Annotated in this window: 20 protein-coding genes; 16 read left to right on the top strand and 4 right to left on the bottom strand. The window is 47.6% G+C overall.

Translation table 11 applies throughout. The features are described from left to right. Positions 1-31: 31 nt before the first annotated feature. From DESOR_RS26060 to DESOR_RS26000, 13 genes are all read left to right on the top strand, one after another. Positions 32-700, top strand: a complete 669-nt coding sequence (locus tag DESOR_RS26060) for an ethanolamine utilization cobalamin adenosyltransferase (RefSeq protein ID WP_014187595.1) — start codon at positions 32-34, stop codon at positions 698-700. Beyond that, positions 688-1,530 carry an ethanolamine utilization protein EutJ gene (gene eutJ / locus DESOR_RS26055; RefSeq protein ID WP_014187594.1) on the top strand — a complete coding sequence of 281 codons (843 nt, stop codon included), beginning with the start codon at positions 688-690 and terminating at the stop codon, positions 1,528-1,530. Before DESOR_RS26060 ends, eutJ begins: the two co-directional genes overlap by 13 nt. Before the next feature lie 19 nt (positions 1,531-1,549). Further along, positions 1,550-1,861 carry a BMC domain-containing protein gene (locus DESOR_RS26050; protein ID WP_014187593.1) on the top strand — a complete coding sequence of 104 codons (312 nt, stop codon included), beginning with the start codon at positions 1,550-1,552 and terminating at the stop codon, positions 1,859-1,861. Further along, entirely contained in the window at positions 1,858-2,118 is a 261-nt protein-coding gene (locus DESOR_RS26045) for a EutN/CcmL family microcompartment protein (protein ID WP_014187592.1), read from the top strand. The genes DESOR_RS26050 and DESOR_RS26045 overlap by 4 nt, the downstream gene beginning before the upstream one ends. Before the next feature lie 20 nt (positions 2,119-2,138). Beyond that, positions 2,139-3,476 (top strand): 4Fe-4S dicluster domain-containing protein, encoded by a 1,338-nt coding sequence (locus DESOR_RS26040; protein ID WP_014187591.1) that lies wholly within the window; start codon positions 2,139-2,141, stop codon positions 3,474-3,476. Further along, positions 3,469-4,017 (top strand): BMC domain-containing protein, encoded by a 549-nt coding sequence (locus DESOR_RS26035; protein ID WP_014187590.1) that lies wholly within the window; start codon positions 3,469-3,471, stop codon positions 4,015-4,017. The genes DESOR_RS26040 and DESOR_RS26035 overlap by 8 nt, the downstream gene beginning before the upstream one ends. Before the next feature lie 784 nt (positions 4,018-4,801). Further along, a complete protein-coding gene (locus DESOR_RS26030) occupies positions 4,802-5,467 on the top strand; it encodes a cupin domain-containing protein (RefSeq protein ID WP_014187588.1) in 666 nt (221 codons plus the stop codon). 33 nt (positions 5,468-5,500) lie between these two features. Beyond that, positions 5,501-6,133 carry a BMC domain-containing protein gene (locus DESOR_RS26025; protein ID WP_014187587.1) on the top strand — a complete coding sequence of 211 codons (633 nt, stop codon included), beginning with the start codon at positions 5,501-5,503 and terminating at the stop codon, positions 6,131-6,133. Then, positions 6,117-7,622, top strand: a complete 1,506-nt coding sequence (locus tag DESOR_RS26020) for an acetaldehyde dehydrogenase (acetylating) (RefSeq protein ID WP_014187586.1) — start codon at positions 6,117-6,119, stop codon at positions 7,620-7,622. The genes DESOR_RS26025 and DESOR_RS26020 overlap by 17 nt, the downstream gene beginning before the upstream one ends. 2 nt (positions 7,623-7,624) lie before the next feature. After that, positions 7,625-8,266 (top strand): phosphate propanoyltransferase, encoded by a 642-nt coding sequence (locus DESOR_RS26015; RefSeq protein ID WP_014187585.1) that lies wholly within the window; start codon positions 7,625-7,627, stop codon positions 8,264-8,266. 25 nt (positions 8,267-8,291) lie between these two features. Continuing rightward, entirely contained in the window at positions 8,292-8,582 is a 291-nt protein-coding gene (gene eutM, locus DESOR_RS26010) for an ethanolamine utilization microcompartment protein EutM (RefSeq protein ID WP_014187584.1), read from the top strand. 257 nt (positions 8,583-8,839) lie between these two features. Continuing rightward, positions 8,840-10,036 (top strand): histidine kinase, encoded by a 1,197-nt coding sequence (locus tag DESOR_RS26005; protein ID WP_042332802.1) that lies wholly within the window; start codon positions 8,840-8,842, stop codon positions 10,034-10,036. After that, positions 10,036-10,800 carry a response regulator transcription factor gene (locus DESOR_RS26000; protein ID WP_014187582.1) on the top strand — a complete coding sequence of 255 codons (765 nt, stop codon included), beginning with the start codon at positions 10,036-10,038 and terminating at the stop codon, positions 10,798-10,800. Before DESOR_RS26005 ends, DESOR_RS26000 begins: the two co-directional genes overlap by 1 nt. Before the next feature lie 292 nt (positions 10,801-11,092). On the opposite strand, the gene DESOR_RS25995 is transcribed toward DESOR_RS26000, so the two are convergent. From DESOR_RS25995 to allB (DESOR_RS25985), 3 genes are all read right to left on the bottom strand, one after another. Further along, positions 11,093-12,481, bottom strand: coding sequence for an NCS1 family transporter (locus DESOR_RS25995; RefSeq protein ID WP_014187581.1), 1,389 nt, complete (start codon positions 12,479-12,481; stop codon positions 11,093-11,095). A gap of 50 nt (positions 12,482-12,531) precedes the next feature. Next, the gene (gene allB, locus DESOR_RS25990) at positions 12,532-13,884 is read right to left on the bottom strand and encodes an allantoinase AllB (protein WP_014187580.1); all 1,353 of its coding nucleotides are present in this window, start codon (positions 13,882-13,884) and stop codon (positions 12,532-12,534) included. 117 nt (positions 13,885-14,001) lie between these two features. After that, the gene (allB, locus tag DESOR_RS25985; RefSeq protein WP_014187579.1) at positions 14,002-15,360 is read right to left on the bottom strand and encodes an allantoinase AllB; all 1,359 of its coding nucleotides are present in this window, start codon (positions 15,358-15,360) and stop codon (positions 14,002-14,004) included. Positions 15,361-15,749: 389 nt separating this feature from the next. On the opposite strand from allB (DESOR_RS25985), the gene allE reads away from it, so the two are divergent. Further along, positions 15,750-16,511: a (S)-ureidoglycine aminohydrolase gene (gene allE, locus DESOR_RS25980; RefSeq protein WP_014187578.1), complete on the top strand. Its 762-nt coding sequence runs from the start codon at positions 15,750-15,752 to the stop codon at positions 16,509-16,511. A gap of 38 nt (positions 16,512-16,549) precedes the next feature. Next, a complete protein-coding gene (locus tag DESOR_RS25975; protein ID WP_014187577.1) occupies positions 16,550-17,773 on the top strand; it encodes a Zn-dependent hydrolase in 1,224 nt (407 codons plus the stop codon). A 169-nt stretch (positions 17,774-17,942) separates the two neighbouring features. Here the strand turns inward: DESOR_RS25975 and DESOR_RS25970 are convergent, their stop codons facing one another. After that, positions 17,943-18,467, bottom strand: coding sequence for an ureidoglycolate lyase (locus DESOR_RS25970; protein WP_014187576.1), 525 nt, complete (start codon positions 18,465-18,467; stop codon positions 17,943-17,945). 164 nt (positions 18,468-18,631) lie between these two features. Here DESOR_RS25970 and DESOR_RS25965 point away from each other — a divergent pair, with 164 nt between their 5' ends. Then, positions 18,632-20,269 (top strand): PucR family transcriptional regulator, encoded by a 1,638-nt coding sequence (locus tag DESOR_RS25965; protein WP_014187575.1) that lies wholly within the window; start codon positions 18,632-18,634, stop codon positions 20,267-20,269. The last annotated feature ends 1 nt before the right edge of the window (position 20,270 follow it).

The raw sequence follows: 20,270 nt of genomic DNA, 5'->3' as shown, positions 1-20,270 counted from the left end.
GAACGGCATTTGGAGAGAGGGAGGTGAGGTAATGAAATTCATCACTGAAATGGAGCTGCGGGAGGTATATCGGAGAGAACCTTTTACCACCTATGTTATGGAACCGGATACGAGAATTACCCCTGGGGCCCGCCAGTTTTTGGTGGATCGGCGAGTCACCTTATCAGAGACTCAGCCAGGTGATGAAGAGACAGTAAATCTCGACAGTCCGCAGCAAGTCCAAGTGGAAAAGACGAGGTGCAGTCAGAGACTGCTCAGAAAAATGGAGAGAATGGAATCCCTGTTTTTATTGATGGCCGCTGAGGTAGGCTCCGGAGAGGCTATTCTCTCGGAAGAAGTGCTGGCTCTGGGCAGATACTTCCAGAAGGTGCGGAGAGCCGAAGAGGAGCAGAGAGCACCTGACACCCTGCAATTTTGGGGGTGGTCGGCCGAAGAAATCAAAGAACGCTCAGCCGGCCTGGAAGAACAGGTTGACATCAGTGAGTTTCACTTGGAGTTGGAGAAGGGCAGAGATGTTGCTGTTTTAAATTATTTGCGAGCCTCCCTCCGTGAGCTGGAACCAGAGATTTTAGAAATCTATTGGAGGGAAGAACAATCCGTCTGCTCTCGGCAAGACTTAATTGATGCCATCGCTGGGATAATTAACATTCTCAGTATGATGATTGAGAAGTATGTGGGAGGTAGAAAATGGAAGAGTTAAATTCGACGTTTCTATACTGTGATCAGCTCGTTCGTGATTTTGAGAAAGTTATCGAGACACCCGTCGTTAATAAATCCTCTGTTTATTACACAGGTGTGGACTTGGGAACAGCCTATATCGTCTTAGCAGTTCTTGATGAAAACTACCAGCCTGTAGCCGGTGCCTATCGATTCGCCAGTGTGGTCAAGGATGGCATGGTGGTGGATTACATTGGTGCCATTCGGATCGTTAAAGAATTAAAACAAGAAATCGAAGAAAAACTCGGGACGGAATTGATTTATGCTGCCGCCGCTTTGCCGCCGGGGACGGATTCTCTGGATTCGGGAGCCATTAAAAATGTGGTCCAGGCAGCGGGCTTTGAAATAACCAATGTCTTAGATGAGCCCACAGCAGCTAACGCTGTCCTTAAGATTAAAGACGGCGCGATTGTCGACATTGGCGGGGGAACCACAGGGATTGCCATTCTCCAAGACGGTAAAGTGATTTATGTTGCCGATGAGCCCACAGGAGGGACTCACTTTTCTCTCGTTATTGCCGGTGCCTACGGCATGCCTTTTGAGGAAGCGGACGTCTATAAACGGGATGCCAAGAACCACAGGGAGTTACAGCCTATTGTACGTCCTGTGATCGAAAAGGTTTCATCCATTATCAGCCGCCATGTCCGAGATTACCCGGCAAAAGAGATTTATTTGGTAGGAGGAACCTGCTGCCTGGCAGGAATCGAAGATGTCATTGCCAAGCAAACCGGCCTGCCTACCTATAAACCTGAGAATCCCATGTTTGTCACACCTTTAGGGATTGCTCTTAGCTGCACACAGGAAGAACTCTAGGTTAGGGGTGAGGTTTATGATGGAATATAGAATAATTAAATCTCCTTCCAGGGGGACGCTGGATATCCTCTTTCGCCGCAAGGGCTCGCCTTCATCCGTTACCATCGAAGACTACGATGCTGTGGGGCTGGTTCAGGGGCGGCTGATTGATATGGTCTTTGCCGCGGATATTGCCGAAAAGGGTGCCGGGGTAGTTGTGGAAGATATTAAAGGGCACTGTCCTCAGAATCTGATTATGATCGCCATTTTTGGAGATACGGCCTCGGTAGAGGCTGCCATCAAAGAAATTCAGTATAAATTGAAAGAAGCGAAAACAGGTGAAATTGGATGATAGCTGCAAAAGTAAAAGACAGTATCTGGTCGACAAGGAAAGCGGATTCTCTCGTAGGACTAAAATTCATGTTGGTGGAGGTTCTCGGCGGGATCGACGCCGGCCGGCTGATGATCGCAGCGGATACCATCGGGGCTGGAATAGGGGAACGAGTGCTTGTCTGTAACGGCAGCTCAGCCCGTAAAATGTTTGGCCGTGAAGATATACCTGTGGATGCTGCCATTGTAGGAATTATCGACGAAGATTGTGAGTTTTAGGATTACTGGAGGTGGGATACTTGGATCTACTGAACATCGTTAAAGAGGCCGGAGTTATCGGAGCGGGGGGAGCTGGATTTCCGACTTACGCTAAGTTTACTTCCAAGGCCGAATATATTTTGCTCAATGGAGCTGAATGTGAGCCCTTGCTCAGGGTGGACCAGCAGTTGATGGCCCAGTTCCCGGATCAAATCATCAAAGGTTTGGCAGAAGCGGGCAGGCACATCGAGGCACGTAAGGCCATGATTGGTATTAAGGGCAAACACAAAGAGGTTATAGCTCTCCTCAAGGAACGAATTGCCGCCTTAGGGTTGGCTGATTTCATGGAAGTTATGGAATTAAGAGATATTTATCCTGCCGGGGATGAACAGGTTTTGGTTCACGAGCTGACCCAGCGGATTGTCCCGGAGGTTTCTATTCCTCTCAAAGTAGGCTGTGTGGTCATCAATTCGGAAACGGCCCTGAATGTTTACAATGCACTGAACGGGAGTCCGGTGACGGAAACCTATATCACCATTGCCGGGGATATTCCCCAGCCCAGGACCTTTAAAGTACCGGTAGGGACAGCCATTCGCGAAGTTATCATTCAATGCGGAGTGAAGAACCCGGATGACTATGCCGTGATTGACGGGGGACCGATGATGGGGTCTGTGCTGACGAGTCTGGATGGGCATGTCACGAAAAAAAGCAAGGGTTATGTCCTGCTGAAGAAAGATCACTTTCTGATCCGCAAAAAAACCGTAAGTCTGGACCGGGCGCGGGTTATCGGCAAAACTGCCTGTGAACAATGCCGCATGTGTACGGATTTGTGTCCCCGCTATCTCCTCGGTCATAATATGCAGCCTCATAAAGTAATGCGTGCCCTAAGTTATAACTTAGAGGATATCAAGGAACAGCAAATTGCCCAATTATGCTGCGAATGCAATGCCTGCGAGTTGTTTTCCTGTCCGGCTAACCTCCATCCCAGATCCGTCAACAGTTTATTTAAGCAAAAGCTGGCGGAACAAGGGATCAAATACCAGCCGGTTAAGGTGGACTTCCAGACCAGGTCAGCGAGAGATTATCGTTTAATTCCCAGCAAACGTCTCATAGCTAAAATCGGCTTAACGGCTTTTGACAGACCCGCCCCCCTGACCCCGGCAGAATTCCGGCCGGAATATATCCGGATTGCCTTGCGGCAGCACATAGGAGCGCCGGCTGTGCCGGTGGTGGCTCTGGGTGAAGAAGTTAAAGCCGGGCAGCTGATTGGCCGGATTCCAGAGAACAGTCTCGGAGCTAACCTTCACGCCAGTCTTAACGGCAGGGTAGAGGAGATCAACGATAATTCTATTTTGATAAAGGTGGGTTCGTATGTATAGTGCAATAGGGATGATTGAGCTGACGAGCATTGCCCGGGGCATCAATGCCACAGACTTGATGCTTAAAACAGCCTATGTCGAAGTAGTGAGTGCGACTCCTGTTTGTCCGGGAAAATATATCGCCATTGTTAAAGGGGATGTGGCTGCCGTCGAAAGTTCTGTCCAGGTGGGTGCGGAAACAGCCGGAGAATACTTGGTTGACAGTTTTATTCTCCCCAATGTTCATCCGGGAGTTTTCCCGGCCATCACAGCTACCTCCATGCCTGATGGAATTGGGGCTTTAGGCATTATGGAATGCTTCTCCCTGGCCTCTATGATCATTGCAGCGGATGCGGCGCTGAAAGCAGCGGATGTGCAAGCCTTGGAGCTGCGCTTGGGAAGCGGATTAGGCGGCAAAGCTTATTTCACTTTCACAGGGGATGTGGCGGCCGTGGAAGCGGGCATTGAAGCCGGGAAGGCGATAGCTTTGGATAAAGGGTTGCTGGTGGAAACTGAAGTTATACCTGCTCCGTCGGATCGATTGTGGGAGGCATTGTTTTAAAAAGGGAGTGCTTCTGGGTCGGGCAGTTTCGCCACATCCGCGCAAGAAAGCTAATTCGTGCGAAGACAGTGTCTGCAAGAAGGGGTAATCCGTGCGAAGACAGTGTCTTCGTGTACCTAGCATTCCGAGGCTCGCCTCCTCGCCGGTGCGGGAGCTGCGCCAAACCACCGGGTAGTACCTGATGTGAACCACTGGCTGCGCTGCCCCGCACCGTCTTGGAGGCTTATACCGCCTCTCCATGCAATGGGTTCGCTTCTGTGGACGAAGCAACCTTGCTCTCGGGTCCTTTGATGTGGTTTTAGGGTCTCTTAGGGTAGCTATCATTTCAGAATAGCCTCCATGCTGCTACGCAGTACCATCAGATAATGAAAAACGTCTAACACGCATGAGATTCTGCGGAACCTGACCTGAGTAACCCCAAAGTTCTGCTACACTCCCCATAAACTGGCTGGAGGAGCGCTTCTCTGCTAAGCGGATGCGTTAGTGGAGCCGCGCTAAGGCGAGTGCCGACGGTTCGCGTCCCCGTAGCGCGCCGCAGGACTTGTCCATGGATGGACTGATGCCGCGGTGCCAAGGATGGCAAGGAGCGGCACACATGCAGAAATACCCAGAGGTTCGGACGCGCTCGCGAACCGTCCAGCGAGCCAGCGGCGGAACTCGCAGACGCGTGCAGATAAGCGCTCCGCCCCAGAGCCCGGCAGAATCGTTTCTGTCAGGATGGCTTTTTCAGGATAGAGTATCAGGTTAAACAAAATTCTATGTACTTTTAAAAGGAGGTGTGGTTTTGAAAAAACTTATTAGTGCCAATGACGTTAAGGCGGCAGCTAAAGAGGGCCAAAAACAACTGGCTGTTGACAGCAATACGATTATCACTATGGCTGCTAAAGATATGGCCAGAGAAGTTGGCATTGAATTTACAACAGAGATTCAGGCAGTGTCCAAGCCTGGAGTCAGTTACGCAAGTCCGGAAAATGACCGGTCTCAGGATTGCCGGGAAAATTCAATCGACCCGGAAATGATTTTTCAGGTTGTGAAGGCGGTATTGAGCAAGGGACTTCTGACAAGCGTTCCCGTCTCATCTCTTGAGCAGGCTTTTCAGACAGAGTCTGACCCTCTAAGCGGACTGAAAGTAGTCCGGGGCAGGACAGTCAAGTTTAAGAGTCTCGATACAGGGAACCCCAACACTCAGGCAGCTTACCGGGAATTGATCAGTGAGGACCCTTCTCAAAGAAAGGCCGGGTTCTTGACCATTGAGAAATCCAGTTTTGAGTGGGAGCTAAGCCATGAGGAGATAGAGATTGTTCTGGAAGGAAGTCTCTCCCTCAATATCAACGGAAAAATCATTCACGCTCACCAGGGGGATGTCCTCTTTATACCTAAGAACACTAAAGTTACTTGGAATTCTCAGGACTACGTCAAACTATTTTACGCAGCTTACCCGGCTCATTAGGCAGATCTCTGGCACAGCAACAGGAGGTAAACTATGCAGGCACTTGGCTTAATTGAAACACGAGGACTCCTTCCGGCTATTGAAAGCGCAGACGTCATGTTCAAAACGGCGCAAGTGGATTTTGTCGAAAAAGTCTATACCGGCGGCGGTTTGGTAACCGTTGCTGTCACTGGCGACGTGGCTTCTGTTAAGGCGGCCGTAGAGGCTGCTGCAGCAGCGGTTGAGAGAATCGGTCCTTCCTCCTTGATTTCCCAGCATGTGATTCCCAGACCTGATCAGGGAATCGAAAGCCTATTTGCCCCTCAGGCAGGTTGCCCAGAGGAACCGGCTGGTCTCCCTGAGGACAGTGCTAAGGCCTCTGGAGAGAAGCCTCCGGCTGCAAGTGCGGAAGGAAAGGAAGATGAAGCCACGGTTGAAAGCAGTGAGCCTAAGCCGGTTATGCCTCAGGTACTCTCAAAAGAGGATATGAATGCATGCGTAGAAGAGTTTGGACTGAACAAGAGTGTACAGGTCCTAAGATCCCTTTCCGTAACAAAACTTCGCAAGCTGGCAGGGGAGTATTCCGGTCTGGGTCTGGCAGGCAAAGCTTTAGCCAGAGCTAAGAAAGAAACCCTGGTCCAGAAGCTGAAGGACTATTACGAGGGGGAGAATGAAAGGAAGGAATAGTACGTTGGAAAACTTTGATTATGATTTACAATCCCTGCAGGAAACCAGAACTATTGCCCGTCAAGGCAAACTGGCTCAAGCTCAGTTAGCTAAATTCAGTGCTGAGCAGATCGATCAAATCATTCGCAATATGGTGAAAGCTGCCGAAGAGAATGCCGTTTCTCTGGCTCAAATGGCTGTGGAAGAAACGGGATTTGGCAAAGTGGAAGATAAAATTTTCAAAAACCGTTTTGCCTCTACGGAACTGTATGATTTTATCAAACCTATGCAGACCATCGGCGTTATTAACGATGACAAAGTCAATAAGGTTATGGAAATTGCCGAACCCGTAGGATTGCTCATGGGAATTATCCCTTCCACCAATCCTACATCCACCACCATTTACAAATCCATTATCGCTATCAAGTCCCGGAATGGGATTGTCTTCTCTCCTCACCCGTCGGCTCTGAAGTGCACTCTGGCCGCTGCCCGCTTAATGAATGACGCAGCTGTAGCCGCCGGTGCTCCGGCCAATATCATCGGCTGCATTTCTAAGCCTTCCATGCAGGCTACCAATGAACTGATGAAATGCGATGAAGTGGCGATGATTATTGCTACCGGTGGTTCAGCTATGGTCAAGGCTGCCTATAGTGCAGGCAAGCCGGCCCTGGGTGTAGGACCGGGAAATGTGCCCGCCTTTATTGAGAGAACCGCTGATATTCGTAAGGCTGTTAAAAATATTATCGCCAGCAAAACCTTTGACAATGGCACGATCTGTGCTTCCGAGCAATCAGTGATTGTAGAAGAATCCATGCGCAGTCAGGTTATGGATGAGTTCAGACGTCAGGGCGGCTACTTCATGAGCCCTGAAGAAACCGGAAAAGTGGCCAAACTTTTATTTGTACGGGGACATGCCATGAATGCCAAGATGGTGGGCAGATCTGCGGCAGTGATCGCTGAAAATGCCGGCATCACCATTCCTTCCGGAACTAAGGTTCTGTTGGGCGAACAACAAGGTGTGGGCGAAGGTTATCCCTTGTCTTATGAAAAGCTGACAACTGTACTGGGCTTTTATACCGTCAAAGATTGGCAGGAAGCCTGTGACCTGAGTATTAAACTCTTAAACAACGGCGGTGTCGGGCACAGCCTCTCCATTCATACCGAAAATCCGGAAATGGCTGTCCGCTTTGCTGAAAAACCCGTATTCAGAATCCTGGTCAACACAGCCTCCAGTCAAGGGGGAGTGGGAGCCAGTACCGGACTAGCCCCGGCCTTTACACTGGGTTGCGGTACATGGGGCGGAAGTGCAACCTCCGACAATGTTACCCCCATGCACTTAATTAATAAAAAACGTATCGCTTATGGAATTAAAGATGTAACCGAAAACCAATCTTCAAGCCCTGCGGCTTGCGGAGCTCAGAGCTGCGGCAGCAGTGCCGTCAGTGATGAGCAGATCATGAATGTGGTCAATGAAGTTATCAACCTGCTGAAAAAAAGAGGTGATAACTAACTGTGGCAAGCTATGAAGAGTTAGCCGCTCTGGTGCTGGAAGCAATCAAGGAGGGAGGGTATCTGACCCAGGACTCAAGTTCCATACCCGTGGGAATTTCCAATCGTCATATCCATCTTTCCCAAGGGGATTTAGAAACTCTGTTCGGAGCGGGTTACCAGTTGACGAAAACCAAGGATTTGTCTCAACCCGGGCAATATGCTTGCCAAGAGACAGTGATCATCGCCGGGCCCAAAGGATCTATTGAAAAGGTTCGAATTCTGGGACCGGTGCGCAGTGAATCCCAGGTAGAGATACTTCAGGCCGACTGTTTTAAACTGGGGGTAAAGGCGCCAGTGAAGTTGTCCGGGGATTTGGCAGGGACCCCGGGAATTACCCTCATCGGCCCCAAAGGGAGCGTTTATCTGAACAGAGGTGCGATGATTGCCCAAAGGCATATTCACATGACTCTGGAAGACGCGGGAAACTTAGGGGTACGAGACGGAGAAAAGGTAACCATTCAAATAGACGGGCTGCGGGGCGGCACCTACACTAATGTTGTGATCAGAGCCAACAGCGCCTCCTCCCTTGAGTTCCATATTGACACTGAAGAAGCTAATGCAATGAGTCTTACGTCTACTTCCAAAATTACGATTGTAAAATAAATTATATTATTAGGAGGAAACAATAATGAACAGATCAGATGCTTTAGGATTAATCGAAACCAGAGGTATGGTTGGAGCTATTGAAGCAGCAGACGCTATGGTGAAGGCAGCTAATGTACAGCTTATGGGTTATGAAAAAGTCGGCGGTGCCCTGGTAACCGTTATGGTAAGAGGAGACGTTGGAGCAGTCAAAGCTGCTACTGATGCCGGTGCTGCTGCAGCTCAGCGGGTTGGTGAACTTATTTCCGTTCACGTTATTCCCCGCCCCCACGGTGATGTAGAAATGATGCTCCCCGGCGGTAAGAAAGACGCTTAATCTTATTGGCTGAATACTGGGCAAAGGTCAAACTTCCTTCCGGAGGTTCTGGCCTTTGCCTTTATTTACATTTATAAAACGGTGTTGTATTATAAAATAATTGGCATCAGCCAATTTTTCTTGATATAATCCTAAAAAACTTTTTCATCCTTTGCTGGTGCTGTACTGCAAAGGTGTGGAGGTTTACCATTACAAACCCATCAGGGGTGTATTATAAGGAATGAATGAATTTGTATGGAAGGGAAGTTGGCGAGAGCATGGAGAAGACTGAAAAAACATTAAACGATTTAATGGATTCTAATCTGTATTCTCGCTATAGCGGACTATTATCCCTATCCAATATCTCCCTGCAGCTCATCGATACTTCAGGCAAGATTGTCCAGGAGTTCAATCCGTCACCTGACTTTTGCAAGTTTATTTGCCAGGAGGATGAAACCCGGATATGCACGGATTATATCTCCAGATTAAAACCGGGGAAGTGCGACCGCTTCAACTGCCGGTATGGCTTGGTGAATATCCTTCTGCCGGTGGAGGTCAACAATGAAACTATAGGTTATGCTGTAGGAGCCCAGGTTTATACAGCAGACAGCGAATATCAGAAATATCTGATTGATATCATGGAGATGGCTAAGAGTAAAAAACTTGAGCCGGAATTTATTGCCAAGTCAATTGCCGCGCTAAAAACCATTGAAGAAAATAAAATAGATATTCATGAGCAAATTTGCAATCATATTACCCAGAATATTTGCTATGATCTCTCCCAAAGCATTAGTACAGCGGATAAAGCTATAGAAAGATTATCCATTGAAAAAGAAATGCTGGAAAAAAAGATTATTGATCTTGAGGCTAAAAACATGTCCTTGGTCATTAATCCCCATTTCTTGTTTAATACCCTGAATTCTATTGCCCGCATTGCCTATTTTGAAAAATCCCATACGACGGAAGAACTCATTTATTGTCTTTCGGATTTATTGCGCTACAATTTGAAACAAGAGGATGAACTCCACACTATTGGAGCAGAAATCGATAATATCGAGAAATACTTATTTATACAAAAAGTACGCTTTAAAAATCGTCTTGAATATGAAATTGACATCGCCGATCCCATTAAGACCTATCGAATACCCAATATGATCATTCAGCCTATTGTTGAAAATGCCCTTATCCATGGAATTACCCCTAAAAGGGACGGGGGCAAGATTAAAATTACGGCTGAAAAATATAAGGATGACATTCATATCTCCATTATTGATAATGGGAACGGCTTTCCCAAAGAAGTCCTGGAAAGTTTGCAGCAGTCCGATAATAGACTGGGAATTGGTTTTCGCAGTACGGACAACCGTTTAAAGCGCTATTTCGGAGAAGATTATGGTTTGAAAATCACAAAATCGGATTATAGCGGAAGTACCGTCACCATCTCAATCCCCACCAAACCCAATGCGAGGAGATCGTGATGAGTGTAGTTTTGATTGTAGAAGATGAATTGTTGGAATTGGAATTCCTCAAATCCATTGCGGCGGAAGAGCTTCTCCCTGAAGATAAGCTTATTACCTGCGAAAGCGGGGTTCAGGCAGTCAAACTGGCCAAACAATATCGCCCTGATGTTATTGTCATGGATATCCTCATTCCTGAAATGGATGGACTGCAGGCTCTTCAGGAAATCAAAAAGTTTCTGCCCCAAGTCTGCGTGATGATTTTATCTGCCTGCTCAGAGTTTTCCTATGCCCAAAAAGCCATTCGCCTGCGTGTTTTGGAGTATATGCTGAAGCCCGTTAAGCCCTCTGTTTTCAAGCAGGCCTTTCGAGAGCTGTTAGCGGCAGCTGCCGAAGTCAGCAAAATAAATGATGAGGAAGAAATTGAGGAGGAAAAGTCCGATCAGATTTATCTGATTGAGAAGTCTCTGAACTATATTCACGATAATTTCAAACAAAAACTCCCCCTGCAATTAGTCTCCTCCAAGGTCTTTTTGAATCCCCAATACTTCAGCCGGATCTTCAAAAAGGAAGTGGGAGTCAGCTACATCGATTATGTTAATAAACTGAAGATCGAGTATGCCTGCAAGCTTTTGGAAACAACGGATTACCCCGCTTATCGCATTTCCAGTGAATGCGGTTTTACTGATCCCTCCTATTTTAATCGCGTCTTTGTCCAGCAGATGAAGATGACGCCGAAAGCATACCGACGCAAGTTTTTATGTGATAGTGACGATAAAAGTTGAGATAGGACTCAAAAATGAGTTTGTAACAGCAACTGCCTAACCAAATGTTTGGGATTTTCTGGAGACAAGCCCTAAGGTTTTTTAGATAAAGCAGAACCAGCCCAAGAGGCGCTAATAAGCGTTCTTTTGGGCTGGTTTTTGTGTACGGTTATGAAAGCGGTGGTAAGAGGCTGTTTAATAAGGTTGCCCAAAGCTTTGTGGGGTGAGGGTATAAGTGCTGAAAAGGGCTGTCTGATAATGAATGTCTGAGGACACTCATTACCAGACAGCCCCTTCTGGAATATTTTCTGTTTTACTGCTCAAAGATAGTGCCTTTTTTAAACTTGGAATCTTTGAAGGCAAATTTCATTAAAAGTAGATAGGCGATACCTGCCACGACAACCCCGATAATCCAGGCTAGTTCAACTTTCATGAAGGCGGCGCCGGCACCGATGAGCATAGCCAGTACCGCAGCAGGATTATAACCTGCAAATGGCCCATCCTCCTGGTATAAGTCTGCTATGTTGACCTTTTGCCTTCTTAATATATAGTATTCGATTAATAAGATAGAGACAATGGGACCTAAAAAGGCGGAGTAGATAAGGATAAACATGCCCAGACCTTTGGCGGAAGAATCTTGTACTAAGACCCAAGGAAAGGAGCCTAAGGCGAGGATTCCCGTTATGGTAACGGCAACTTTATATTTTAATTTGGTCAGCAGAGTAATAACATAAGTGGGAGGAATAATATTGGCAACCATGTTGACGGCGATAGCGCCCATGACGATAAAGGCGGATACGAAGACGGTAATATAAGAGTTATCTACGACGATGGCGAAGGCTTTAACGGGATTAGAAATGCCTGTAGCGGAAGCCAGCATGGCACCGATGGCCAGTACGAAGCCGTAAGCAATTAAAATAGGAAGGAAGTATAGGAAACCGCGTTTGCCGTCACTGATGCCGGATCTCAGTTCCCGGGAATAGTCGGCAGCGCTTAGAAAGATAGCGGCGTAGTTGCCCATAAACATCATGATGAAGGCGAAGAAGGGCAGGCCCCAGGAACCTTTGGCATGAACCCATTTTTCAGCGATGACGGCACTATGAGAGGTGAGGAGAAGACTAAAGACGTAAACAAGAGCCAGCATAATGACTAAGGAGGTCAGGGATTCCACCCATTTAATGGCGTGAAAGCCATAGAGGGAAAGTCCAATTTGAACGATTTGCAGGAGGACAAAGCAGACGGCAATATTGTCAAAGGCACCGCCGGTGACGATTTTAGCTATTTCATTTAAGGCCGTACCGCCAATCCAGCTTTGAAAACCGTACCAGATAATAGCCGGAATACCGCGCAGGAGCGAGGATACGATGGACCCTTTCAGTCCGAAGGACATTCTCAGCTGGACAACATAAGGGATGCCTGTTCTGTAGCCTAAGCGGTCGTTTAAGGCAAAAACTGTGGAGATAATGGCGATGGCGATAATCGCGGCGGCAAAGGTTTGAAAAAGATTCAGAGTTGCCACTCCTGCAACCACCAAACTGGCGCCGAGAGTCATGTTTCCCAGGTTAACGCCGTCACCGATCCACATAAACATATAGGGCAGTGGCCCGACGGTTCTCTCCGCTTCAGATTTCGGATAGAGGGATTCATCCACACCCGCAGCTTGTTGGGGTATGGTTGCTGTAGTTTCCGGATTTGTTGACATTGATGCACCCAACTCCTTGTTAATTTAGTGAGTCTATTTCATATCATTTCTTAGATATTGGGCTTTAGATGTTTGCCGATGGGCTTGGAGACAATTTGGCCGTCCTTGAACACTGTTGTTCCGCGGAGGATTGTTTGCTTTACTCTGCCTTGGAAACGGTCGCCGACATAGGGGCTTACCTGGTGTTTATAGAACAGGTCTTCGGCCTGTAAGATAAATTCATCCTTTAAGTCAACCAGGGCGAAGTCCGCGTCGAAGCCAACGGCCAGTTTTCCTTTGCCGGGAATTTTGAAGATTTCGTTGACATTTTGGGAAGTCAGCTTGGCAATGTTCTCCAGAGGGAGCTGGCGCTGGTGGTGAGCATGAGTGATCAGGCCGGAAAGGGTGGTTTGGCAAGCGGAGATGCCGCCCCATACCTTTAAAAATTCGCCGTTTTTGAGCTGGGGGTCACAAGGAGAATGGTCGGAGGAAACGAAGGCGATTTCACCGTTGAAGAGTTTTCCCCACATTTTGGTTTGATTCTCCTGACTGCGAATGGGTGGTGAGCATTTGGCTACGGTTCCCAAGCGTTCCACGTCGTCATCGGTAAGAATTAAATAGTGGCCGATAGTTTCACAGCAAACGTCCACGCCTCTGCGCCGGGCTTCAGTGACCAGCTCAACCCCTTTAGCGGTGCTGATATGGGCAATAATCAGCTTGCAGCCGGTTTCTTCGGCAAAGGAAATCATGCGGGAGACATTTTCAATTTCCGTAATCGGCGGGCGAGCGGCGAAATAATCCCGCACCGTTGTTTGGTTATTGGCCAAGGCCAGAGCGGTTAAATCTTTGGTGATTTCCGCATTTTCACAATGAACCATCAGAGGCAGTCCCAGCTTGGCTAATTTGGCCATGCCCACCAGGGCTGTATAGTCGTCCATTCGTTCAAATTCATCAATGCCGCTGTGGCAGGAAAAGGCTTTAAAGCCGATCACGCCGCACTCCGCCAGTTCTTCCAGGTTATCCAGATTTTTGGGGGTCAGACCGCCCCAAAACCCGTAATCCACTAAAGAGTCTTTCTCGGCCACGGCCAGCTTGGCTTTTAAATTCTTGGCATCCAGGGTGCAGGGGCTGCAGTTAAGGGGCATATCAAAATAGGCTACTCCGCCGCCGGCTGCTAAAGCGCTGCTTCCCGTTGTGATGGTTTCCCACTCGGTTCTGCCGGGGTCATTGAAATGCACGTGGCCGTCGGTTAAACCGGGAAAAACATAGTGTCCCTTTGCGTCGATGGTCTCCTTGGCATCGCCGGCCAGTTCGGGTCCTATCTCGGCGATTTTTTCATCATAGACGGCAATATCTGCTTTTTTTGTGCCTTCGGGACAAACCAGAATCCCGTTGCGGATAATAAGATCGTATTGTTTGCTCATCGGTTGTCACCTTTCTCTTTAAGGTTTTAAGCTTAATACCCTTGTACTGCTTTAGAAAGTATAAGACTTTTCAGTGCCTGTTTTCTGAAGGTTCGCCTTTTATGGGGGCAAGGGAGTCTATTTTAGCTTTTTAACCAGCTGCCCAAAGCCTTTTTGCCCGACTAAGCTGCCATCCTGGGCTATAACCTGGCCTCTGACAATGGAACAGACGGGTAAGCCCTGGCCTTTTAAACCGACAAAAGCAGAAATCTTATTTTTATAATACAATGAATCTGGAGTAATCTCCCAATGCCGCTGGGGATCCAGAATAACCAGGTCTGCATCAAAGCCTGTTTGGATAGCGCCCTTTTGCCCGTAGATGCCAAAGGTTCTGGCCGGGCCTTCGCTTAAGGAACGGGCAATCAATGTGGGGCTGTAGCCTCGCTTGACCACACCTTCGCTGAAGAGAACCTGCATGACATTTTGAATGCCGCTGATGCCGCCCCAGGCGCCGAAGATGCCGTGCTTTTCCTCGCTTTTTTCACTCAGTTCACAGGGAGAGTGATCGGACCCCACACAGCACAAGGTGCCATTGTTGACATACTCCCACATTTCTTCAACAGCGGACCACTCCCGTAAAGGAGGTGCACATTTGAACAGACTGCCATTCTTAAGGACATCCTGGTCTGTAAAGGTAAGATAATGGCCGCAGGTTTCGGCGGTAACATCTACCCCTTCTAACTGAGCTGATCGGATGATTTTGGCGACTTTGGGGTGACTGACATGACAAATATGGACTTTGGCATCCAGTTCCCGTGCCAGGTCGATAATATTCTGGGTGGCAATTAATTCGGCAATGACCGGCCGGGAATTAAGGAAATCCTGCCAGTCGTTAGTTTCCTTCCGCTGTGCCCGGGCTTCTTCCCATTTAATAATGGAATAATCCTCACAATGGAAGCCTGCCCGGGCGCCGGATTTTTTAAGAATTTCCAAGGCTTCTTTGGCCTGGCCGATGGTTAAGGACACATAATCGGGAGAGACCGGCCCGATAAAGGATTTAAAGGCGACACAACCCTTTTCATCAAGTTCCTGCAGGTTGTTTAGATTGTAATCAACCAGACCGCCCCAGAAACAATAATCGACATAAGCGTTTGCTGAAACGGCGGCTTCTTTTTTGTCAAAAATCTCAGCGTTGGTTAAGGCCGGCTCATTTTGCAGGGGCATGTCAACAATGGTGGTAAAACCGCCCACACCCGCGGCTGCCGTACCATGAGCGAAGTCTTCCCGCCAGCAATAGCCCGGATCGTTTAAATGAGCGTGGCTGTCAATTCCCCCTGGGAAGACAAAGCTGCCCTGGGCATCAATAGTCTCCTGGGCCTCTGCGGGGAGGCCTGCTTCCATAATCGCAGCGATTTTGCCATCTTTAACACAAATAGTACCTTCAAATATTCTGTCTGCTGTTACAATTTTTCCATTTTTAATAACCAGATTATACACCTGCATGTCCCCTTTCTTGTCTTGAGTTTGGTATGTTAAAGTCTTTCTGGTGGGGAAGGCAATGAATGTTTACCATAATCTTTATTTATTAAAAAGAGTCACCTCCAAATAAAAAAATACTGAATTCTTATGAAGTTATTGAAAATTGCTTAAGAATCTTAAGTTACATCAAGAATATACTAAATATTTTCATTTTTCATTATCTATTATTGCTAATTAGCAGCAATTCTTTTTATCCTATTAGACCAAAGACAAAAGCCAGAAAATACCCAATAATTTAAGAAGGATGATTCCTTGCCGTTTTTGACAAGGAGCATCTTCGCCAAATTCATTGTATCTTTATCTTAACTTATGGATATCTATTTTATAATGAAAAAGGAGGAGCAGTTATGGGCTATCCCAACGATCTATTAGCAACCCGTGCCATTATCAAACATGGCCGGTATGCAGTTATTCCGCCTCAAGGGCGGGTCAACAATGTCATTCCTAATCTGGAAAACTGTAAAGTGAGTGTTATCGCTTCACCGGAAATGGGTGCTAAGTTTGCTTTCTATACTGTGGAAATTCAGCCTGGTGGAGGAACAACCCTGCCCTTTCAGGAGGAAGGTATCGAAACCTTTGTTTTCTCCATCAGCGGACAGGGAGTTGTTCAAGTAGAGCAGCAGAAGTTTGACTTATCAGACAACGGCTATGTCTTTGCACCTGCATCCCAGGCCGTTTCTCTGGCTAACCAGTCCGAAACTGTCTGGAGAATACTCTTATACAAACAAAGGTATCGTCAGCTGGAAGGCTATGAAGCCAGAGTTGTTGTCGGGAACCTGGCCGACCTGCCTAATGAAGCCTACGACGAAATGGAGAACGTCAGGATCAGAAACCTCCTGCCTGCTGATTTAGGCTTTGATGTTAATTTTCATACCCTTACTTTTGAGCCGGGAGGATGTCATCCTTTCGTAGAGACTCATCTCCAGGAGCATGGGCTTTACTTCCTTGATGGAGAAGGAGTTTACCTGATTGACGATAAATGGCTGCCTGTCAAAGCAGAGGATTTTATCTGGTTTGGACCTTATGTTCCTCAGGCTTTTTATTGTTCCGGTCGGAAGAACGCCTGGTACATTTATACGAAGGATTGCAATCGGGATGTCCAGCTCTAAGGGGCAGGCACATTAATTCTTAATATAGGTTGTGGAGCATGATTAACAAAGAGAGATTATGGAAGAACTTAATGGACTTGGGCAAGATTGGGAAGAATCCCGATGGGGGGATTTCCCGCATTGCTTTCACTAAAGAAGACCGGCAAGCTATTGTCATGGTAGGAGCTTTAATGAAGGAAGCCGGTTTGGCTGTTCGGGAAGATGAAGTGGGCAACCTCATCGGACGAAGAGAAGGGACAGACCCTAAGGCTCCGGCCCTGCTCATCGGCTCTCATTTGGATTCAGTGTTTAACGGCGGCGTTTTTGATGGGAGTTTAGGGGTTCTTGGCGGTATCGAAGTATTGCAGACTATGAATGAGAAGGGCATTGTCACTAAGCATCCCATTGAAGTATGTGTATTCCGGGATGAAGAGGGCTGCCGCTTTAATTTCAGCTTGCTGGGCAGCAGGGGGCTGTCAGGAACTCTTGAGTCTGAAAACCTAGGGTATAAGGATAAAGACGGAGTTACCCTGGCTGAGGCTATGCAAGGCTGCAGTCTGAATCCCCAGGATTTTGCCAAGGCTGCCCGCAAACCCGAGGAAGTCAAGGCTTATTTGGAGCTGCATATTGAGCAGGGGAAAGTACTGGAGTGTGCCAATCTCCCTGTTGGCGTTGTCACAGGAATTGCCAGCTCCCTGCGGCTGCTAGTGACGGTGACGGGGAATGCGGATCACGCCGGGGCTACGCCCATGAATCTGCGTTTTGACGCCATGGCGGGCGCAGCTGAGATTATCAGTGTTATTGAAAAAGAGACTAAAGCGACTCAGAGTGCTGTGGGAACCGTGGGGCGGATTCAGGCCTATCCCGGCGGGATTAATATCATACCGGGACGGGTGGAATTCACTGTTGACCTGCGGGATGTTGACCTGGAAGTAGGGCAGCGGCTGGAGAAGACTATTCTGACCCAGGCGGAGGAGATTTGCGCCCGAAGAGGTTTGCAGCTGCAGGTGGATTATATGCAGCGGGTTGCCCCGGCACCTTGTTCAGAAGCTATTATTAATTCAATCCTTGAGAGCTGCCGGGAACTTTGCTTGAAAGAATTTTTGCTGCCCAGCGGTGCGGGGCATGATGCCATGCAGGTTATCCAGCTCTGTCCCATCGGCATGATCTTTGTCCGCTCAAAGAATGGGGTAAGTCATCATCCTGACGAGTGGAGCGACCAGGATGATTGTGCGGCGGGGACTAATGTTCTCTTTCATTCCGTCTTAAAACTGGCTAATTGATTTCCTAAAATATAACAAAAAAACGCCCTGAAACTGTTTGGAAAATGTTTCAGGGCGTTTTTTCTTCTTACGCAGCAGTGAGGATGAATATAAAAGCAGCTCCCCTGGCCGCTGGGTACAGACAGCCAGGGGAGGCTATGGAACTGGGTAAAGGTAAGGCATGATCTGCCTAGAGCAGGAGTTCAAAGGTTGTTTTCAGGTCGCGGATTTGAACATCACCGTCATAGAGAGGGGCGAGGGATTCGTCGGTGGTTTGTTTGCGGGTGGCTAGAATGTAAGCGAACTTTTCTTCAAGAGGAAAGATCATGCCGTGCCAGACCCCGCGCTTGAGGACAAAAGCGGTATAGCTTTCCAGGAGAAAAGCCTGGACAGAATCCACAGCCGGCAAGGACTCGGGATCATCGGCTTGGGTAGCCGGAGCTACGGTGATAATGGCCGGTCCGCCCATAATCGGGAAAAAGCCTTGGGTCACTTTCAGGTGCCGTTCCATATTGGTGAATTTAAAGTCCCGCCGTTCTAAAAGGGCGTAAACAAATTCCGCTTCCCCTTCATCAACAGCGAAGGGCATGCGGTCCGTAAACTGGGGGGGGTCCGGTTTAATGAGGGGCTGTCCGGGATTAAGCATCAGGACATGTCCGAAAGGAGCAAAGGCTTCCTTGGTTAAGGTTTGGACCTTAAGGATTTTATTGGTCATAGCTGTACCTCATTTCATAATACGTTTAATTTTTAGTGAGATTTTTTTTGACTATAAAAATATTGTACTATAAAATGGTGGCACAACCTTTATCCAGCTTGGATATAGTTTTTGTTTCATATTTGGCGATGAAAGATAAATTAGACTTGCTTGGGGGGTAAAGAATGGAAATAACTGTTGCAGATGTCCTGGCAATGGGGGCGCTGCGGGATGCTAAGCTGTTAGCGGGGAAGCAGGGCAGCAATAATGTGGTAAAAGGGATTACCATTATTGAAGTCCCGGATATTGTCGACTGGGTTTCCGGCGGGGAAATACTATTGACCAGCCTTTACAATGTCCGGCTTGAACTCAGCTCACTTCGTGATTACATTGGAAAAATGGCGCAAAAGGGTGTCAGCGCTCTGATTATCAAAACAGGCAGGGTGGTTGAAGAAATCCCCCGGGAAATTATTCAAGCCGGAGATGAATTCGGACTGCCGGTTATCGAGCTGGGCAAGGAAGTCCGTTTCATCGATGTTATGTACCCGGTCATGGCGGAATTGTTCAACAAAGAGGTTTCCAAGCTTCAGTATTACAAACAAGTACAGGATCATTTCACGGAGCTAGTTATTGCGGGAGAAGGGCTGGACGGGATAGCCCGGGTTCTGGAGGAGCTCCTTGGCAACCCAGTCATTATTTACGATAAGGACTACAAGGCGATGACGGCTGCGGATTCCAGGCTAACCTCATTTGAGGAAGTGCAGGACAGTACGGAACGGGAAAATCTTAACGACAAGTTTTATTATTACCGGCAGGAGGTGATTTTTCCGGAGATCCATGATTTTCCGGCATCTCAGGTCGTTATCCCCATTCAGCAGTTAAATCAAATTAATGCCTATCTTGTTGTGGTGGAGAAAAACAAGAAGCTGGCGGATATGGAGTATGTGATCCTGGAAAATGCGGCTACGGTTATTTCCCTGGAGCTTGTCAAGCGCTTTGCTATCAGCGAGGTTGAGAGACGGTTTAAGAATGATTTGCTGGATTCACTGATCAGCGGGAATATTTTGATTGAAACCGCTCTGGAGAGAGCGGCTATTATCGGCTGGGACCTCAATGACTCTTACTCTATTGTGCTCATGGAATTTGCGGACATTAACGATTATTTGACGGGCAAGAAACAAAGAACCAATTTTATTACAGAAGTGGGTTCCACCGTAGCTAAGGTGATCAATGAATATACCAAACACTATATGAGGATCAGCAGTGACTCTCTTTATGTCTTATGGCCGGCCAAAGGCCGGGATGAGGCGGGAGTGGTTGCCGATATCAAGAAAGCAGCTCTTAAAATTTCTGCTATCTTTGCCAAACGATACCCGAAAATGCGGATTTCAACGGGAGTAGGGAGTATAGCCCTGCAGATCAAGGACATTGCCGGCAGTTACCGGGAAGCAAAGAATGCTATTAGCATTGGCCGGATTATGGACGAAGACTTTGTCAGCTTTACAGAGCTGGGAGTTATGCGCATGCTTTGTATGCTGGGTTTGAACAATGACCTGACAGAGTTTATACCTAGATCTATCAATAATTTAATGGTATATGATAAAGAAAATAAAACGAATCTGCTCAATACCTTTGAGGTATTTTTGCAAAACAACAGCAATGCCACCAGTACCGCTAAAGAACTGTTCGTTCATTACAAGACCATACTCTACCGCCTGGAAAAGATCCGGGAAATCAGCGGCATTGATTTCACGAATCATAAGGACCGCCTGGAAGCGGAGCTGGGGCTGAAGATTGTCAGTCTTCTCAAGAATCGCAAGTAAG

The organism is Desulfosporosinus orientis DSM 765, from assembly GCF_000235605.1.
In the GTDB taxonomy this organism is placed as follows: Bacteria; Bacillota; Desulfitobacteriia; order Desulfitobacteriales; family Desulfitobacteriaceae; genus Desulfosporosinus; species Desulfosporosinus orientis.
The sequence above is the reverse complement of the archived record's forward strand: the minus strand, read 5'-3'. Positions and strand labels throughout refer to the sequence as shown.

What these genes read in the sequence shown, in the direction of transcription:
- eutM (WP_014187584.1), top strand. Translation starts at nt 8,292, where the DNA reads ATGAACAGATCAGATGCTTTAGGATTAATCGAAACCAGAGGTATGGTT.
- DESOR_RS26000 (WP_014187582.1), top strand. Translation starts at nt 10,036, where the DNA reads ATGAGTGTAGTTTTGATTGTAGAAGATGAATTGTTGGAATTGGAATTC.
- DESOR_RS26035 (WP_014187590.1), top strand. Translation starts at nt 3,469, where the DNA reads ATGTATAGTGCAATAGGGATGATTGAGCTGACGAGCATTGCCCGGGGC.
- DESOR_RS25970 (WP_014187576.1), bottom strand. Translation starts at nt 18,467, where the DNA reads ATGACCAATAAAATCCTTAAGGTCCAAACCTTAACCAAGGAAGCCTTT.
- DESOR_RS26025 (WP_014187587.1), top strand. Translation starts at nt 5,501, where the DNA reads ATGCAGGCACTTGGCTTAATTGAAACACGAGGACTCCTTCCGGCTATT.
- DESOR_RS25975 (WP_014187577.1), top strand. Translation starts at nt 16,550, where the DNA reads ATGATTAACAAAGAGAGATTATGGAAGAACTTAATGGACTTGGGCAAG.
- allB (WP_014187580.1), bottom strand. Translation starts at nt 13,884, where the DNA reads ATGAGCAAACAATACGATCTTATTATCCGCAACGGGATTCTGGTTTGT.
- DESOR_RS26020 (WP_014187586.1), top strand. Translation starts at nt 6,117, where the DNA reads ATGAAAGGAAGGAATAGTACGTTGGAAAACTTTGATTATGATTTACAA.
- allE (WP_014187578.1), top strand. Translation starts at nt 15,750, where the DNA reads ATGGGCTATCCCAACGATCTATTAGCAACCCGTGCCATTATCAAACAT.
- DESOR_RS25965 (WP_014187575.1), top strand. Translation starts at nt 18,632, where the DNA reads ATGGAAATAACTGTTGCAGATGTCCTGGCAATGGGGGCGCTGCGGGAT.
- eutJ (WP_014187594.1), top strand. Translation starts at nt 688, where the DNA reads ATGGAAGAGTTAAATTCGACGTTTCTATACTGTGATCAGCTCGTTCGT.
- DESOR_RS26060 (WP_014187595.1), top strand. Translation starts at nt 32, where the DNA reads ATGAAATTCATCACTGAAATGGAGCTGCGGGAGGTATATCGGAGAGAA.
- DESOR_RS26005 (WP_042332802.1), top strand. Translation starts at nt 8,840, where the DNA reads ATGGAGAAGACTGAAAAAACATTAAACGATTTAATGGATTCTAATCTG.
- DESOR_RS26050 (WP_014187593.1), top strand. Translation starts at nt 1,550, where the DNA reads ATGGAATATAGAATAATTAAATCTCCTTCCAGGGGGACGCTGGATATC.
- DESOR_RS25995 (WP_014187581.1), bottom strand. Translation starts at nt 12,481, where the DNA reads ATGTCAACAAATCCGGAAACTACAGCAACCATACCCCAACAAGCTGCG.
- DESOR_RS26045 (WP_014187592.1), top strand. Translation starts at nt 1,858, where the DNA reads ATGATAGCTGCAAAAGTAAAAGACAGTATCTGGTCGACAAGGAAAGCG.